Annotated in this window: 11 protein-coding genes and 1 pseudogene; 3 read left to right on the top strand and 9 right to left on the bottom strand. The window is 69.3% G+C overall.

The features are described from left to right. Positions 1 to 29: 29 nt before the first annotated feature. On the top strand, positions 30 to 2,060 hold the full coding sequence (gene ligA, locus IPK71_00630) for an NAD-dependent DNA ligase LigA (protein MBK8212225.1): 2,031 nt from the start codon (positions 30 to 32) through the stop codon (positions 2,058 to 2,060). Between the two features lie 130 nt (positions 2,061 to 2,190). Here the strand turns inward: ligA and IPK71_00625 are convergent, their stop codons facing one another. The 9 genes and pseudogenes from IPK71_00625 to IPK71_00585 all read right to left on the bottom strand — a co-directional run bounded on the left by IPK71_00625 (position 2,191) and on the right by IPK71_00585 (position 12,087). Then, a complete protein-coding gene (locus IPK71_00625) occupies positions 2,191 to 2,496 on the bottom strand; it encodes a hypothetical protein (GenBank protein MBK8212224.1) in 306 nt (101 codons plus the stop codon). A 286-nt stretch (positions 2,497 to 2,782) separates the two neighbouring features. Continuing rightward, a pseudogene (locus IPK71_00620) lies at positions 2,783 to 3,533 on the bottom strand (ATP-binding protein). 18 nt (positions 3,534 to 3,551) lie between these two features. Next, the gene (locus tag IPK71_00615; protein MBK8212223.1) at positions 3,552 to 5,096 is read right to left on the bottom strand and encodes an IS21 family transposase; all 1,545 of its coding nucleotides are present in this window, start codon (positions 5,094 to 5,096) and stop codon (positions 3,552 to 3,554) included. A 357-nt stretch (positions 5,097 to 5,453) separates the two neighbouring features. Then, complete coding sequence (locus IPK71_00610) at positions 5,454 to 6,053, bottom strand: hypothetical protein (GenBank protein MBK8212222.1); 600 nt, start codon at positions 6,051 to 6,053, stop codon at positions 5,454 to 5,456. Next, positions 6,054 to 6,554: a hypothetical protein gene (locus IPK71_00605; GenBank protein ID MBK8212221.1), complete on the bottom strand. Its 501-nt coding sequence runs from the start codon at positions 6,552 to 6,554 to the stop codon at positions 6,054 to 6,056. Positions 6,555 to 6,720: 166 nt separating this feature from the next. Next, positions 6,721 to 7,854 (bottom strand): formylglycine-generating enzyme family protein, encoded by a 1,134-nt coding sequence (locus tag IPK71_00600; GenBank protein ID MBK8212220.1) that lies wholly within the window; start codon positions 7,852 to 7,854, stop codon positions 6,721 to 6,723. After that, positions 7,851 to 8,969 carry a formylglycine-generating enzyme family protein gene (locus IPK71_00595; GenBank protein MBK8212219.1) on the bottom strand — a complete coding sequence of 373 codons (1,119 nt, stop codon included), beginning with the start codon at positions 8,967 to 8,969 and terminating at the stop codon, positions 7,851 to 7,853. The genes IPK71_00600 and IPK71_00595 overlap by 4 nt, the downstream gene beginning before the upstream one ends. Before the next feature lie 19 nt (positions 8,970 to 8,988). Then, the gene (locus IPK71_00590; GenBank protein ID MBK8212218.1) at positions 8,989 to 11,184 is read right to left on the bottom strand and encodes a hypothetical protein; all 2,196 of its coding nucleotides are present in this window, start codon (positions 11,182 to 11,184) and stop codon (positions 8,989 to 8,991) included. Positions 11,185 to 11,340: 156 nt separating this feature from the next. After that, positions 11,341 to 12,087, bottom strand: coding sequence for a hypothetical protein (locus tag IPK71_00585; GenBank protein MBK8212217.1), 747 nt, complete (start codon positions 12,085 to 12,087; stop codon positions 11,341 to 11,343). 136 nt (positions 12,088 to 12,223) lie between these two features. Here IPK71_00585 and IPK71_00580 point away from each other — a divergent pair, with 136 nt between their 5' ends. Beyond that, complete coding sequence (locus IPK71_00580; protein MBK8212216.1) at positions 12,224 to 13,003, top strand: hypothetical protein; 780 nt, start codon at positions 12,224 to 12,226, stop codon at positions 13,001 to 13,003. Between the two features lie 33 nt (positions 13,004 to 13,036). Continuing rightward, on the top strand, positions 13,037 to 16,261 hold the full coding sequence (locus IPK71_00575; protein MBK8212215.1) for a hypothetical protein: 3,225 nt from the start codon (positions 13,037 to 13,039) through the stop codon (positions 16,259 to 16,261). Positions 16,262 to 16,347 lie beyond the last annotated feature (86 nt).

The raw sequence follows: 16,347 nt of genomic DNA, 5'->3' as shown, positions 1-16,347 counted from the left end.
CGCCGTTTGAGCTAGCCTCGCGCCCCCGCATGGACCCGAGAGCCCGACATACCGCCCTGGTCGACGAGATCCTCGCGCACGAGTACCGCTACTACGTGCTCGACGATCCGGCCGTGTCGGACGCGGCGTTCGACGCCCTCGTGAAGGAGCTCCGCGCCCTCGAGGCCGCGCACCCCGAGCTCGTCACGAAGGCATCGCCCACCCAGCGTGTCGGCGGCGTGGCGCGCCCGAACGCCGTCAAGGTGAAGCGGAAAACCCGAATGTTCTCGCTCGATAACGCCTACTCCGAGGCGGATCTCGGCGAGTTCCTACGGCGCGTGCGCGAGGGCCTCCCGGACGGCGAGACGCCCTCGTTCACCGTGGAGCCCAAGCTCGATGGCGCGAGCATCGAGGTCGTCTACGAGGGCGGCAAGCTCACGCTCGCCACGACGCGCGGAGACGGCGAGGTCGGCGAGGACATCACCGAGAACGCGCGCACGCTCCGCGGCGTCCCTCCGACGATCGCGTACGAGGGCACGCTCACGCTGCGCGGCGAGGTCGTCATCTACCGCAAGGACCTCGAGAAGATGAACCGCGAGCGCGAGGCCGAGGGGCTCGAGCCGTTCGCCAACCCGAGGAACGCCGCCGCTGGCGCCGTGCGCATGCTCGATCCGAAGGAGGTCGCGAAGCGCCCACTTCGCGCCGTGTTCTACCAGGCCGTCGAGGGCCCCGAGCGCGCCCCGACTCACTCGGCCACGCTCGTGTGGCTCGCCGAGCTGAAGCTCCCGACGCACATGCGTCACGTCGAGGTCTCGGCCGACGGCATCGTGCCTGCCATCAAGGACATCGACGCCGCCCGCGCGAGCTACCCCTTCGAGACCGACGGCGCGGTCGTCAAGGTCGACGCCTACCGCCACCAGGACATGCTCGGGGCGACGAGCAAGTTCCCCAAGTGGGCGATCGCCTACAAATTCCAGGCCGAACGCGCGCGCACCCGCGTGCTCGGCATCACCGTGCAGGTGGGGCGCACCGGCGCGCTCACGCCCGTGGCCGACCTCGCCCCCGTCGAGCTCGCGGGCACCACCGTGTCGCGCGCGTCGCTCCACAACCCCGAGCACCTCGCGAAGCTCGACGTCCGCATCGGTGACCTCGTCGAGATCGAGAAGGCCGGCGAGATCATCCCGCAGGTGCTCGCGGTGCTGCCCGAGGAGCGCCCCGAGGGCACCTCGCCCTACGCCTTCCCCGAGGTCTGCCCGGTGTGCGGCGCGAAGGTCGTCGCGCGCCTTCGCGAAGAGGATCGACCCGAGCTCGGGCAGGAGGCGGCGGTGCGCTGCGGGAACCGCGCGTGCCCAGGTCAGGTGTCGGGCCGGATCATCCACTACTCGCGCAGGTTCGCGATGGACATCGAGAACCTCGGCGAGATGCTCGTCCAGAAGCTCGTCGAGCTCGGCATGGTGAAGGACGTGGCCGACCTCTACGACCTCACGGTCGATGGCCTCGCGTCGCTCGAACGCATGGGGAAAAAGAGCGCGAAGAACGTGGTCGACGGCATCGCGGCCTCGCGCGAACGCCCGCTCGACAGGCTCCTCTGCGGCCTCGGGATCCCGCACATCGGTCAGGTGGCGGCGAAGCAGCTCGCCGCCGAGACACGTACGCTCGAGGCCATGCTCGCCATGTCACCGGCGGAGCTCGGGGAGCGGGTCGGGCACATCGCGGGTTTCGGCCCCAAGATGGTCGAGAGCGTGGTGGCCGCGTTCACCGACCCGGTGGAGCGCGCCCTCTACGAGAAGCTCGTCGCGAAGGGCGTGGGGCGTGAGGCCGAGGTGCCGAAGGTCGTCGAAGGAGGGCCGCTCTCGGGCAAGTCGTTCTGTGTGACGGGCGTGCTCTCGCGCAAACGCGAGGACGTCCACGCGAGCATCCTCGCGGCCGGAGGCGAGGTCCACGACGGCGTGAAGAAGACCACCACGTACCTCGTCGCGGGCGACAAGACCGGCCAGTCGAAGCGCGATCAGGCCAAAAAATACGGCACCGAGGTCATCGACGAGCCCCGCCTCGAGGCGCTCCTCCGCGGCGAGATCTGAGCGCGAGCGTGCTCGGGGAGCGCCAACTCCAGGCGCCTGGAGCGCCAACTCCAGGCACCGACTCCAGGCAGTGGAGATACCGAGAGGCGCCTCTCGACGTGCGATTCGGCGCCTCGGGTCTCGCTGCCTCTTACTTGGGGCCAGCGTCGCCGTTCAAATCTCCGAAGGGCACATAGTCCTCGTTGCGCTTCGTACCATCGTCGTAAAACCACGCCTCCATCCGCACGTCGGCCTCGTCCTCGAAGTCATGAACTTCGTGGCCGGTTTTTCCCTGTTCCGGGCACTTTTCGCTGAGAACCTTCGTGGTGGTCCCGTACTGGGGCTTGTCGAAGTACTCGCACTGCGCCTGAGCGTCGTCTCGGTAGTCCTCCCCGTAGAACTCGTAGCAGCTCCGGATCTTGCCCGTCTTCACGGTGATGTGGGCGCAGCTCCCCATGAACGGGAGGGGGTCGCTCGAGCACGCGAGGGTGATCGTGGCGAACCCGAGCGCCGCGACAAGGGAGAGAGCGCGTGCGATTCGAGCACCACGCGGGCGAACGACGACCGACGACGAAACACGTGCACTATCCGAGTGCGCATTTCGCCCATCGCGATCGGCCGTTTCGGCGCATCGCGATCACGGAAATCGGGTCATCGCGATCGGAGCGAAGCGACGTCTCCCTGAGGCTCTGGATGATCGGTTCCAGGCTCGCGAGCAGGGTAAGCGGCCCGCCTTGCTGAGCTCAAGTTTCTGACTTCGATTCTTCCTGCGTCTTGCGCCGCGAGGGCCCGGTGAGCGCGATCTTGTGAGCGCCGTGGAGCACACGATCGCAGATGGCGTCCGCGACGGTGGGGTCGGCCAGGTACGCGTGCCATCGGTCGGGTCCGATCTGGCTCGTGAAGACGGTCGCGCGAAGGCCGTAGCGGTCTTCGAGGATCTCGAGCAGATCTCGGCGCGCCTCCTCGGTAAGGGGAGCGAGCGCGAAGTCGTCGAGCACGAGGACGTCCGCCTTCGCGATCCGAGACAGGACGCGGTGGTAGCTGCCGTCCGCGCGCGCGATGCGGAGCTCGTCGAAGAGCCGCGCCACGCGTCGATAGACGACGCGGAAGCCTTTGCGGCACGCTTCATGGGCGAGGGCGCATGCGAGGTAGCTCTTGCCCGTCCCGGTGGCTCCCGTGACGATCACCGTCTGGTGCTCGGTGACCCAACGACATGTCGCGAGCCGGCGCACCATGGGCTTGTCGAGCTGACGCTCACGGGCGAAGGAGATTCCCTCGATGCACGCGTCGGTGATCCGGAGCTTCGCGTCGCGGAGATTTTTTCGCGAGCCGAGCATTTTCGCGAGCGAGCATCTCGGCTTCGACGAGGAGTGCGAAGCGATCGTCGAAGGCCATCGCGAGGGTGTCGGGAGACTTGTCCTGCTCGAGCCAGGCGGAGGCGAGCACGCCCAACCGCATGGCGTGAAGTTTCTCTAGAGTCGGTTCTCTCAGCATGTCTTCTCCTTGTTTCTCTCAGTGGTAGTAGTCGGCGCCGCGGACGTTTTCGTGGACTGGACCGGTCGCGGCGGGGGCTTCGGGCTGGGGCAGCGGCTGCGTGTCGAGGTTGTGTTTCAGGATCGTCAGCACGGAGCGGTAGCTGCGCGCGCCCACGTAGAGCGCTCGACGGCAGGCCGCGTCGAGTCGCTCGTTCCCGCACTTTTTCGCGAGCCGAAACAGTCCGAGGCACGAGCGGTAGCCCAGCTCCGGGTGATGACGCCCTCCGAGGATGGCTTCGCAGAGGCTGCGTGTGTGAGGGCCGATCTGCTCGGCCCAGTCGAGGATGCGCGAGGGGGTCCACTCGGCCTGAGCACGGTGGCTGCTCGGCATGTGCTCGGTCGTGGTCGTGAAGCCTCCGCGGCTGTAGCTCCGCACGTGCGCGGCAACGCGCTCGCGCCCGTGGAAGACTTCGATCGCGCTTGGCGTCGCCCGAAGCCAGAGCTCGACGTCGTCATGACGCAGGCCGTGCGGGACCGAGTAAAAGTGGCCGTCGAACGCGACGTGGTAGTCGACGTTGAGGCCAACCTTCTTCCACGTCTGCGTCTCGAACTCCCTGCTGGGGAGCGGCCCGAGGGCAGGCTTGTCGAGGCGCTCGAAGAGCTCGCGGCGGCTCGCCTTGTACGTCTTCATCGTCCGCGTGTTGAGGTCCGAAACGAGCTCACGCAGGCGCGCGTTGAGCTCGCCAAGGCTCGAGAACCTCTCGTCCCGGATGCGCGCGAGCAACCACCGCTCGGCAACCTGGACGCCGACCTCCACCTTCGCCTTGTCGCGCGGCGACTTCGGCCGCGCCGGCAAAATCGTGGTGCCGTAGTGGCGCGCGAGCTCGGCGGTGGTGCGTTGCACGCCAGGGTCGTAGCGGCACGCCTTCACCACGGCGCTCTTGAGTTGATCGGGCACGATCGCGCGCGGCACACCGCCGAAGAACGTGAGCGCCCGCGCAACGCTCGCGACGAAGTCGGGCACCTGCTGCGTCCGCGTCGCCTCGGCGTACGTGTAGTTGCTCGCCCCGAGAACGGCGACGAACAGCTCGACCTCGACGACCTCTCCCGTCTCGGGCTCCACGAATCGCGGACGCATCCCGGCGTAGTCGACGAACATCTTGTCGCCCGCGACGTGCGTCTGCCGCATCACGGGTGAGCGTCGCTTCTGCCACGCCCGGTAGCGATCGCAGAACGCGGTGTACCGTAGCCCGTCCGGCTGGGCCGCCAGGTACTCCATGTGCAGGAGCGCGAGCGTCACCCCCGGTCGCCGCAGCTCGACGTGCAACGCCGCGCAGTCGGGCTCAGGACGCATGCACGACGGTGGAGCTGGGGGATAGAGGTACGTCTCGAGCTCCGCGTCGGAGAGCGCTTCCACGCTCGCCGCCGTCAGCCCGTGCGACCTCGCGTCGGCGAAGACCGCCGCCACGGTGCTCGGGCTCACGCCGACCGAGCGCGCGACCTCCCGGTGGCTGAGGCCGAGGGCCAGCTTTTGCCTTAAAATCTCTCGTAGACGGTGCATCGGAAGTCTCTCGGTCGCCATGCCGCCGTCGTAGACGCCATGGGCTGGAGCCCCCAGGAGACCGTCACCTCATGCCGCGATCGCGATGCCCGTTTTGGGTGATCGGCATCCCCCGTTTTGGGTGATCGCGATGCGCCGTTTTGTCCGATCGCGATGGTCCGAAATACGCAATCCGAGAGAATCTTCATGACGTACCTGCCTTTCGCCCCTCCTTTCGGCAGGGTGGACGCGGCCGTTGCGTCCTTTTTTTTGCCGTCACGATTTCTTTTTCGCTGACGCTCGTGTCGAAGTCGGAGCGCGCTCCGTTGCCCGCGATATCGGCTCCGAGGCAGGGATCGACTCGTGGTGGAGAGAGCGGAGCGTCGAGGTCGGCTGCGATCAGCGGTCGCACACGGCGGTCGCGCCGCCGTCGGGGCCCGCGATCTCGCGGCAGGCGCATCGTGCTCGGAGGACCTCGACGCGGCCCGTTTTTCCGGGTCCGCACGCCACGAGCTCGCCGCCCACGCAGGCGGAGATGCGCCCCTCGGGGAGCGGGCACGGCGTGCCGTCACGGACGCATAGCGCGCCCTCGGGGGTCGTGCGGCAGACGAGGTCTCCGACGCATACGCTCCCGGCGACGACGTAGCTCTCCTCGACCGACGCCGAGGGAGGCATGCACACGAGCGGTGTGTTGCCCTCGCACGCGCCGCGAAAGCTCTCTGGCGTGCAGCGCGTGGCGGGCGCGTGCACACACGCCGCGTGGCCTTGGTGGTCGTCGATGCAGGTGTCCGTGGCGAGGCAGTCGACGCGCGTGCGCCGTGTGCCGAGATCGTGCCCATAGGCGTGGCCCTCGACGGCACAGAAGACGAGCGTCTGGCCCTCGCAGTGGGCGGGGAGCGTCTCGGGCTCGCACTCGCGCCGCGAGCACGATTTGCAGCCCGCGACCGCCATCACGATCACGAGGCCGGCGACGGCGATTCCCCCCCGATGGCGCGCCACTCAGCGAAGCCCTGCCATGAGGGCGATGCCCAGGACGACGACCAAGGCCACCACGCCGGCGAGCACGGGAGGTCGCCGCCAAGGGGGAGGCTGCTCCGGCATGGGCTCGGCCGTGGCCACCTCGGGGGGCGATACCTCGAGGGCCATGGAGATGCCGAAGGCGGAGAGCACGCCCTCGAGGTCTTTCGTGAAGGAGAGGTACGTTGTCTCGTCGAAAGGGGCTGGGGCCTTGAAGCGCTCCTCGTGCATGCGCGCGACCTCGCGGTACGAGCGCACCTTGGCCACCTTGCGTCCGGCGTCGACCGAGCCGACGACGAGGGGAGAGGGATGCTCCCCCTTCAACGTGACGTGTTGGAGCGCGAGCTTGCCGCCGAGGGTCGAGCCTTCGGGCGCCGTCAGCTCCACGGCGCACCCGCCGACACGCGCGGCCGCGAACGCCGCGCGCACCGTGTCGGCGATGACGTTCGCGTGCGTCGCGTACTGGGTGAGAGGCTGAGACATCGGCGCCTCTCGGATCTTCCCCCGTCCGTGCCTCGTGGCAAGGGGTTTTGCGGTATTCTGCACGCGTCGAGGGTGAGCGCGCCGCCGGGGCGAGGGCCCTCTCCCGAAGTGCAGCATTCGAGGAGAAGGCCCAGCCCGACGAGGCCCGCCGTGACGCGCCGAGGGTTCATCGTCCCGCGTCCGGCGAGGCGTCTGCGGGAGCCGCGTCCTGGGCGCCGGCGTCGGTGGGATGAGGGAGGGAGCGGACGAGGCGCACGCTGCCTCCCGGACCGTGGGCCCACCGGACCGCGCCAAGGGCCCGGCTCCCGACGCGAAGACTCCATGGTGCGGCATTGGCGAAACCGCCACGGACGAGGGCGGAGTCGTCCGTGGGGTGGAGGACACCTCGAAAGTCGACGAGGGGCCCCGGTGGGTTGGCGGAGCTGATCTCTTCTTCGGTGACCCACTCGCCGGCGTTTCCGAGCATGTCGAAGAGGCCCCAGTGGTTGGGGAGCTTCTGCTCGACAGGATGGGTGGTGTGGCCCGAGTTTTGGGTAAACCAGGCGATCTCGCGGAGGTGAGGCTCGGGCCCCTCGCCGTCGCCCGTCATCTTGCCGGAGTAGAACTCGGTGAGGGTGCCGCCGCGGGCGGCATATTCGAACTCGGAGCGGGTGGGGAGGCGGAAGCCTTCGCAGTCGTAAAGGGAGGGGACGAGCTGCTCGATGCGCTGGCAGACGAGGCCATTCCCGGGTGTGCCCTTGCAGTCGCGTGGCTCGGCGCAGTGAGGGAGGCCGGCGCGGTCGTTCTCGAGGTTGGCGAAGACCCAGGCGTCCCACCAGGTGATGTCGCCGACGGGGCAGCGCGGCTCGAGGCAGTCGCTGATGAGGTCGGGGCGTTGGTTGGCCTTGCTGGGGTTGGGGAGGCCGGTGGCGACCCACTCGGCCTGGGTGGTCTCGTGTTTGGAGATGAGGAGATCGTGGGTGAACGACACCTCGCGTTGCTCTTCGCCGTAGCGTGAGCGACGCTTCTCGGACTCAGGGGCGCCCATGAGGAAACAGCCCTTGGGGAGGGTGCACCAGCGGTCGTCACAGCGTGCCGGCATGGCGCCGTGGTGGCAGGTGGGGCTGTCGTAGGGCGCGGGCGGAGGGAGGACGAAGGGGGCAGCGTCGGGAGCCGCAGCGTCACGGGGAGGGCTTGCGCCGTCGCTGGAGGCTGCGTCGAGGGTGAGCGCGCCGCCGGGGCGAGGGCCCTCTTCCGAAGTGCAGCACTCGAGGAGAAGGCCCAGCCCGACGAGGCCCGCCGTGACGCGCCGAGGGTTCATCGTCCCGCGTCCGGCGAGGCGTCTGCGGGAGCCGCGTCCGGGGCGCCGGCGTCGGTGGGATGAGGGAGGGAGCGGACGAGGCGCACGCTGCCCCCCGGACCGTGGGCCCACCGGACTGCGCCAAGGGCCCGGCTCCCGACGCGAAGGCTCCAGGGGGGCGCATTGGCAGCACCGCCGCGGACGAGAGCGGAGTCGTCCGTGGGGTGGAGGACACCTCGAAAGTCGACGAGGGGCCCCGGGGGGTTGGCCGAGCTGATCTCTTCTTCGGTGACCCACTCGACCGCGTTTCCGAGCGTGTCGAAGAGGCCCCATTGGTTGGGGAGCTTCTGCTCGACAGGATGGGTGGTGTGGCCCGAGTTTTGGGTAAACCAGGCGATCTCGCGGAGGTGGGGCTCGGGCCCCTCGCCGTCGCCCGTCATCTTGCCGGAGTAGAACTCGGTGAGGGTGCCGCCGCGGGCGGCATATTCGAACTCGGAGCGCGTGGGGAGGCGGAAGCCTTCGCAGTCGTAAAGGGAGGGGACGAGCTGCTCGATGCGCTGGCAGACGAGGCCATTCCCGGGTGTGCCCTTGCAGTCGCGTGGCTCGGCGCAGTGAGGGAGGCCGGCGCGGTCGTTCTCGAGGTTGGCGAAGACCCAGGCGTCCCACCAGGTGATGTCGCCGACGGGGCAGCGCGGCTCGAGGCAGTCGCTGACCAGGTCGGGGCGTTGGTTGGCCTTGCTGGGGTTGGGGAGGCCGGTAGCGACCCACTCGGCCTGGGTGGTCTCGTGTTTGGAGATGAGGAGATCGTGGGTGAACGACACCTCGCGTTGCTCTTCGCCGTAGCGTGAGCGACGCTTCTCGGACTCAGGAGCGCCCATGAGGAAACAGCCTTTGGGGAGGGTGCACCAGCGGTCGTCGCAGCGTGCGGGCATGGCGCCGTGATGGCAGGTGGGGCTGTCGTAGGGCGCGGGAGGAGGGAGGACGAAGGGGGCCGCGTCGGGATCCGCAGCGTCACGGGGAGGGCTTGCGCCGTCGCTGGAGGCTGCGTCGAGGGTGGGCGCGGCGCCAGGGCGAGGGCCCTCTCCCGAAGTGCAGCACTCGAGGAGAAGGCCCAGCCCGACAAGGCCCGCCGCCATGAAGGCCGCGGTCCGCATGTCAGTTGGTCACCGCGCTGTCGCGTCCAAGGTCGTTCATGCGAACCATTCGCGGGTCATTGAAGTTGTTTCCGAACTTGCTCAAGGCGTTCGCGCGCACGGCCTCCCACGTCAGCGTGCCTCGGCCCGAACAGGTGCCGCCGCCGCACCAGCCGTCCCTCGCGATGCCCATCCAGGTCGCGTAGTCGATGCTGCCCGCGGTCTCGCGCTGATGAATGCCCCAGAGGAACGTCATCCAGTCGTACTCGGTGGAGCGATTCGCTTGGACGCCCGAGTCGCAATGGTTGCGTTGCCACGCGACGGGCTTGCCCGCGTCGACGCGGAACGGCGGTTGGACCTTCTTGGGGGGCGTGCTGACCATCGGGTTCCAGTGAGGCTTCAAGACCTCTTTATAGTACGCGAACGTCGCCGCCTTGTGGTTGTTCGTGTTCATGATGGCCGTGGCCACGAAGTGCGCGAACCCCTCCTGGTATCCGCCCGCCATGGACATCTTGCTCTGGAGGCAGTGGTAGCTGTTCGCGTCCTTCACGTGGTTGCAGGCGCAGAGGTCGCCATCCCATAGCGCAGCGTCGTAGGAGACGCCGCCCGGGGTGCTCCCGAGCGTCTGGTATTCGAGGGCGTGTCCGAGCTCGTGCGCGACGACGAACTTTTCCTCGCTCGTGTCGCCCGGGCCGAGGATGCGTCGTCCGTTGGCGTCTCGGGTGACGTTGCGACCGAGGAATACCGTGCCTTGACCGACACACGCCTCGGCTGGAACGGCCTGTCCCGTCGCGGGATCAATCGCCTCGAGGCCTGGCCCACCGCAGCCCTCCCCCGCACGGATCGTAAAGGTCGCCGGGACCTGCAGGCCCTGCGTCACGAGCAACGAGCTCGTCACCGCCGCGGCGCGCGTGGCGACGGACTCACGAACCATCGTCACGTGGACGGGGCGCGTGTCACCGAGGTCGATGCGCTGGAGGTCGACGAGCGCGTCGTCGCCGCTGGCGGGGCCCCCTGCGTCGAGGCCTACGATGGTCACCCTCCGTGTCGCGTCGTAGATATCCCGATGACGGAACGACAGCACCATTCTCGAGGGACGCACCTCTTCGACGAAGAACCCTGCCGAGTTGAGGTGGTAGGTGTAACCGTTCGCGAAGTCGGTCCGCCCGTCGCTTCGGAGGGCGAAACCCGTGACCTCCGCGTACGACATGGGAGCGCGCCCGCGGCTCGGGAAAATGGCGCTCGAGTTCGGCCCTGGCAGCGTCGTCTCGCCGAGGTCGGAGTCGCGGAAGCTCATGGTCGACCACGAGAAGAACGCGAGCTTCGTAGGAACACCCGGGCGCGGTGGCTCTGCCGGGTAGACGGTCTTCGGCGTGATCCACGAGCCTGGCACGGTCGCGAGCGGAGAGCCCGCGCCGATCTCCCCTCGGGACTCGGGAGAGCCGGGAATGCCCTCTCGAGGAGCCGCCTCGATGGGGTAGCTCTTCCCGTCCTCCGCCATGATGGTGCCCCTCAGGTCGCCGAGGGAGCGTTCGACGAGCGAGAGCGCCTTCTTTCGGGCGTTACCGGGCGCCGCGACGGCAGCCGTCACGAGGTCGGTCACGTCCCCCGGGGCGGCGTGGCCGTTCGTAGCGGCGATCTGGGCCGCCACTTCGACCGTGAGAACGCGGGAGGCCGGCGCGACGTAGACCTCCGTCTCGTCCGGGGCGTACGCGACGCTGATGGCGGCCGACGGGATACGGACCACCTTCGGCTCCTCCGGGTCCCCCTCGTCGCGGACGGGCGTGTACTGCGCCTCGAAGCGGACCTCGGCGACCGAGCCCACGGGGCGGAGGGGGAGGGACATCGGGTCGATCCGAAGGGTGGTCTCGGGGCCGTCGACCACCCACGACCCGACGTGCCGGCGCACCGACCAACCGTCGAAGCCGAGCTCCGAGACGTAGACGTCGATCGTCTGTCCGAGGAGGTCTCCTTCGGGCGACTCGACCACGAGATCGAGGAGTGCCCCCGCCTGCATGGCCTGGAATCCGTCGAGCCTGGGGGTGATCCAAGCGCTGGGACGGTTCCCGGACTCGGGGGCCGTTTGATAGGGCTCGAGGCTGGACGTGGCGAGGGTCGAGGTCTCGGTCGAGTGGCTCGGTGTATCGGCCGAGCTGCACCCGAGGATCGTGCTCAATGCGACTGCGCACGAGACGTGAAATGCCGAATGACGAATCATGAGTATCCCTTCTGCGCCCGTAGTGCTCCCGGGCGCAGCCAGACTATGGAGTGGCCTCTTGGCGGGGTCTCGGACAATCCTCCTCCAGGACAGCCAATCGTCCTCCAGGACAATCGAGGTCAGTCGAAGTGACGTCGCCGCCCCGCGGAGAGGCGCTCATCTCGCTCCTCGGGCGCGCCGCTCGCGTTTGACCCTCCTCTGGTACTCGCTCGTGACCTCGAGGCGGAGGCTCGGGTGTTGGGCGAGCACGCGGCGCGCGGCCGCCCGTATCTTCGCGAGGAGCGTGGCGATGCGGCCCATCGCCAGCATGCGTGCGCTCGGGAATTTCTCGTGCTGGTCGCGGAGCGTGGCGCGCGCCGCGATCTCCCCTGCGAGCGCGTCCCTTCGAGCGGTGATCACGGGGAGTAGCCCGGGGCCGGCGTCCGGGTGGGTCGTGAGGATCGCGACGAGCGAGGTCAGCGCGTCTCGCACCGTGGTGGCCGCGCGAGGTCGTACGTGCACTCGGCGGTGTGTCTCGAGCGCCTTGCCGAGGGAAGGGCAGTGGCGCGCTCGGGCCCGCATGACCGCGAGGGCCTCGATGAGACACTGGCGGCCCTCCGCGACGATGCCAGGAGAGAACGGCGTGAGCACCCTCCGCGTCGAGCCTTCGACCCGCGTGCAGAGTACACGAATCTCGTCGGCGAGCGCGGGGGTCAGGGAAGGATCGGCCGAGGCGAGCCCTTCGTGTGCCGGGCCCTCGTCCGTCGCAGGGCGAGGGAAGGCGTGTCTCTCGAGGACGTCGGCGGCTCGCCGCGCCTCTTCGACGAGGACCTCGACGGGCACCGCCCGCGATCCCGTCACCCTGCGTGCCTCGCTCTCCGTGCTTCGTGTGTCGGGGGCCGAGCCCGTCGTCGTCGCGTCCACGTGGAACCTCCGTGCGCGTGGGTCGGCGGCCAGCTCCCGTTCGTTGCGTACTTTTTCTCCAGCGACGTAAAGACGGCGGATTTCACCCGATGGCGAGGCGCTTCCTCCCTCGCTCGGGGAAAGCTACGCTGGGGCGATGGTCGGGTTCCTCGTCTTCGGCGGCATCCTCTTCATCGTCGGCGTGATCGTCGCGCTCACCGGGCTCAAGAACTACCGGCGCAGGCAGCGCATCCTGGCGACGCCCACGTCGGCGATCGCGCAGGCCCCGGGCAACGCGCCCGTGGAGATCAAGGGGCGCATCGTGCCGGGCGAGCAGGGTGTCCTCCAGACGCCGTTCTCCGGTCGCCACGCCGTGTGGTGCCGGGTCTCGGTGCTCGAGTACCGATCGTCGGGCCGCAGCGGGCACTGGGTCACCATCTTGCGCGAGGTCGATCAGCGCGAGTTCTTCGTCGACGACGGGTCTGGTCAGATGGCGAAGATCATCCCCGCGGGGGCCGAGGTCATCCTCGATCAACAACAGATCGCGAGCTCGGGCACCTTCAACGACGCGCCCCCGCACCTCCAAGCGTTCCTCGCGTCGCGCGGTCACTCGACCACGTCGTTCCTCGGGTTCAACAAGTCGATGCGCTACCAAGAGGAGGTGCTCGCCCCCGGCGATCCTCTCTACGCGCTCGGGCCCTCCCGCCGCGACGCGGGCCCTCCCGTCCACGACGGCTACCGCATGGCCCCTTCGAGCCAGCTCGTGCTCTACCCGGGCCCCGGCGAGGTGCACGAGCTCATTCTCACCAACAAGACCGAAGAGCAGCTCGTCGCGAACCTCAAGTGGGGCCTCCTCGGAGGCATCATCATGGCGGCCATCGGCGGGGGCCTCGGCTTCCTCGGTGTGGTCATCGCCATCCTCGACGCCGTCCTCTAGGGCCAAATCGCGAGACCGGAACGAATACCGCAAATGCTGAAAACTATTCGTCGATCGCGCCGGTTCTCCCTCGAGGTGGTGCCGGTCTCCACCCTCGTGCTCGCCGGGCTCGCAGGGTGCGGCGGAGAGGGCGCGCGCACGCCCGACCCGTCGGCCGATCCGACGTCTCGCTTGAAGCATACGGGCGTCGGCGCGTTCGAGGACGCGACCGTTCACGGCGCGCGCATGGTCCCCGAGAAGGTCGACACGGCCTCGTTCACGGCCGACGGTGACGGCTCACGTCGTGGCGTGCTCGCGGGGTACCGTGTGCTCGCGCGGCCCGATGGCGCGGTCCACGTGTCCGACGAGCGCCTCGCGCAGGCGCCTCAGGCCACGCTCGAAGTGCCCTCACGTCTCGGTGGCGGCTACCTGTACGTGGTGGGCAGCTCGCTGCTCCGCTCCGACACCTGGCTCTCCGAGGCCGTACCGGTGTTCGCCGCGCAAGGCACCATCTCCCGTGTGTTCGTGGGTCTCGATCGCGTGTACGTGCGCACACCCACGGGGCACGTCGCGATCGACCCTCGCACCGGCGCCCCGAAGGACATCGGCCCCTTCCCGCCCGGTCCGCAGGTCGTCGCGTACGGCGCACGCGACGGCTGGCGCGCGGCGGCCATCGCCGACCTGGTGGGGCTCGTCACCACGGAGGACGCTGGCGCCACCTGGAAGAAGCTCGAGCTCGGCATCGACCCGAAGACGGTCACCGTGAACGCCGCGGGCTCCCTCGTGGTCTCGGGCATCGAGCAGGGGCGCACGAACGTGCTCTACGAGCTGCGCGAAGGGGGCCAGGCCGTGCGCCTCTCGGCCACCTCCACACGCCCTCCTCCCCGCGGAGCCAAGTCGCCGAAGGTGCAGCAGGCCGAGCCGGACGACGACGACGACGGCGCGGACGCGAAGCCCCCCGAGGTGCGTGCCTTCGGTCCGCGGCCGCTCGTTGCCGCCATCGAAGACGGGTGGCCCCTCACCGACGGGGTCGCCATCGTCGCGCGCGACGGCGCCCTCGCCCGTATTCGTCTCGACGACGGCGCGCTGCTCGAGGCCGTGCCGCGCGCGTACTCGCTCTTTCCGTCGCGCTGCCACGGTGTCTCGCTCCATCGGCCCGACGCGAAGGGCGCGTTCGGGTTCGTGTGCGGCGAGCCTCGCGGAAAGACCGACATCTACGCCTACGATCCCATGGGCGGGAAGCTCGTGCTCCTCCGCCGCTTCGACTCGCCGCGCGTGGTGCTCTCGTCGGGGCAGGGCTCGCTCGCGGTGAAGGGCGCGTGCTCGGCCGCCGCTCCAACCGAGGTCGACGGGCAGCACACCTACTGCATCCTCGACTACGAAAACCGCTTCCGCGAAGTTCGTGTGAAGGGAGACGTCGGCTCCGAGCGCCTCGTCGTGCTCGCCGATCGCCGCATCGCCATCCTCTCGCCGCCGCAGGGCGAGGTCACCACCGCGCGCCTCACGCTCCTCGACACGAAGGGCGCGGCGCGCACCGTGCCGCTCACGTTCCCCCGCATCACGGCCGACGTGGCCCGCGTGCTCCGCCACGGCGTGTGGCTCGAAGGGGTCGAGGAGCGCCGCCCCGGAGTGCTCGGCGCGTGGGTCGACGCCGGCGGCTCGGTGCTCGGCCTCGAGATCGCGGTCGATGGGACCGTGACCGTCGGGCAGTACGTGCGCGAGGCAGGTTTGCCAGTAGTTTCGGGCAGATACGGCCTTGGGTTCACCAACGCGCGCCGCCTCTACGAGACCCTCGACGGAGGCATGACGTGGACCTCGCGCGAGGCCCCCGAGCCGCTCGTCGCCCTCCCCAAGGTGAGCTCGCGCGCGGTGGGCCCGATCGGTGGGCTCGCGGCAGGTTGGCTCCGCGTGGGGTGGGGAGAACGAGACGGCAAGAAGGAGGCGACACGCGCGAAGCCGAACGAAGCGCCGCGGCCTACGTCGCAGCCCGCGCCTCCCGTGGTGCTCGCGTGCGAGGGGCGCGCCAAACCGCCGAAGGTGCCGCCGCCGGAGCGCGAGCCCGAGGTGAAGGTCGCCGTCGCGAAGCCTCCCGTGCCTTCGGCGAAGCCACCGCCACCCGTGATCCGCCCCTCCTTCGGTGGCCTCTACATGGGCAGTGGGTTCGGCGCGAACCGGTTCCCGCAGGAGCTCACGTCGTTCTTCGCGAGCGCGGCCCCGAAGCTCCGTGCTGGCGAGCGCCCGCTCCTGAACGCCGACGCCTACGATCCGTTCGACAGGGCGGTGCGAGGCGCGCCTCTCGCCAAGATCTACGCGTTCGGTCCCAAAGGCCAAGACCCGGATCCGCAGAGCCGTTTCCTCGTGCGCTGGCTCTCCCCCTACGACGGTTACGGTGAGGTGCACTCCACCGCCCCCTCGGCGCTCCCGCCCACGTTGCTCGAGGGCATGCGCGCGGGCGTGGGGGGCATGTACGGCTCGTACTATCCGGGTGTCTACACCTCGTCGTGGCAGGTCGGCGTGGGCGACGATGGCGCGCACACGCTGCTCGCCGCGCGCGGAAATGGCGCACGCCCTGGCCTCGCCCTCTGGGAGCTCGAAGCCGATCGCGGCCCCGTGCCCGTGCGACGCGTCGACGGCGAAGAGCTCACCGAGATCGAGTCGGCCGTGAGGGTCGAAGGCAAATGGGTCGTCGCCACGCCCGAGAGCCAGAGCATGGTCGGTCTGGGCGGCGCGGCCACGCTCCTCTTCGTGATCGACGGAGGCACCGCGCGCCTGCTCGCGCGCATCCCCCGCGCGGCTCCGATCGACGGGGCGCGAGCCCAAGGGAAGCTCGCGCGTCGAAGCGATGGGCGCGGCGTAGGCTACGTGGTCGACAGTGCGGGCGCAGGCTCGCGCGGGCGCTCGGAGCGCTGGGTCTTGCCCGTCGATCTCGAGACCGGCGTCGTCTCCGAGCCCGTGTCGCTCGGCTCTCCCGACTACCGCGACACGGGACTCGCCGTGTGCGCGGGGGACGAACAAGGGTACGTGCTCGACGCGCCGCTCCCCGCCGGCGCTCTCCGCGTGCGTGGGCCGAAGGGCACGCTGTCGTTCACCGGAGTGCTCGCGCGTGTGCGCCTCTCCGCGTCGCACGCGTGTGTCGAGGCGGCCTCGGGCATGCTCAACGTCGGCACCGACGACCCGCTCGTCACGTCGCCGAAGGGCGGTCCGGTCCGCTCGCACCTTCGGGTCAGCGCGCTCGTCTCGGGGATGCGCTACCCGCTCGACTGCGTGGAAGCCAAGTAGGCGGCACGCGCCCTCCCGGGGGCCGTCTTTTTCGTGTCCCGATCGCCTGACGTGGCCGAAATCCCGAGGAGATCTCGACGCATCCC

This window comes from Myxococcales bacterium (assembly GCA_016712525.1).
Classification (GTDB): Bacteria; Myxococcota_A; Polyangia; order Polyangiales; family Polyangiaceae; genus JAAFHV01.
Note: the sequence above shows the minus strand (reverse complement) of the source record. Positions and strands in the feature narration are given on the sequence as shown.

Bases quoted from the DNA above. Each gene is read 5' to 3' on its own strand.
- IPK71_00575 (MBK8212215.1), top strand. From the start codon at position 13,037: ATGCTGAAAACTATTCGTCGATCGCGCCGGTTCTCCCTCGAGGTGGTG.
- IPK71_00590 (MBK8212218.1), bottom strand. From the start codon at position 11,184: ATGATTCGTCATTCGGCATTTCACGTCTCGTGCGCAGTCGCATTGAGC.
- IPK71_00600 (MBK8212220.1), bottom strand. From the start codon at position 7,854: ATGAACCCTCGGCGCGTCACGGCGGGCCTCGTCGGGCTGGGCCTTCTC.
- IPK71_00605 (MBK8212221.1), bottom strand. From the start codon at position 6,554: ATGTCTCAGCCTCTCACCCAGTACGCGACGCACGCGAACGTCATCGCC.
- ligA (MBK8212225.1), top strand. From the start codon at position 30: ATGGACCCGAGAGCCCGACATACCGCCCTGGTCGACGAGATCCTCGCG.
- IPK71_00615 (MBK8212223.1), bottom strand. From the start codon at position 5,096: ATGGCGACCGAGAGACTTCCGATGCACCGTCTACGAGAGATTTTAAGG.
- IPK71_00580 (MBK8212216.1), top strand. From the start codon at position 12,224: ATGGTCGGGTTCCTCGTCTTCGGCGGCATCCTCTTCATCGTCGGCGTG.
- IPK71_00595 (MBK8212219.1), bottom strand. From the start codon at position 8,969: ATGGCGGCGGGCCTTGTCGGGCTGGGCCTTCTCCTCGAGTGCTGCACT.
- IPK71_00625 (MBK8212224.1), bottom strand. From the start codon at position 2,496: ATGGGGAGCTGCGCCCACATCACCGTGAAGACGGGCAAGATCCGGAGC.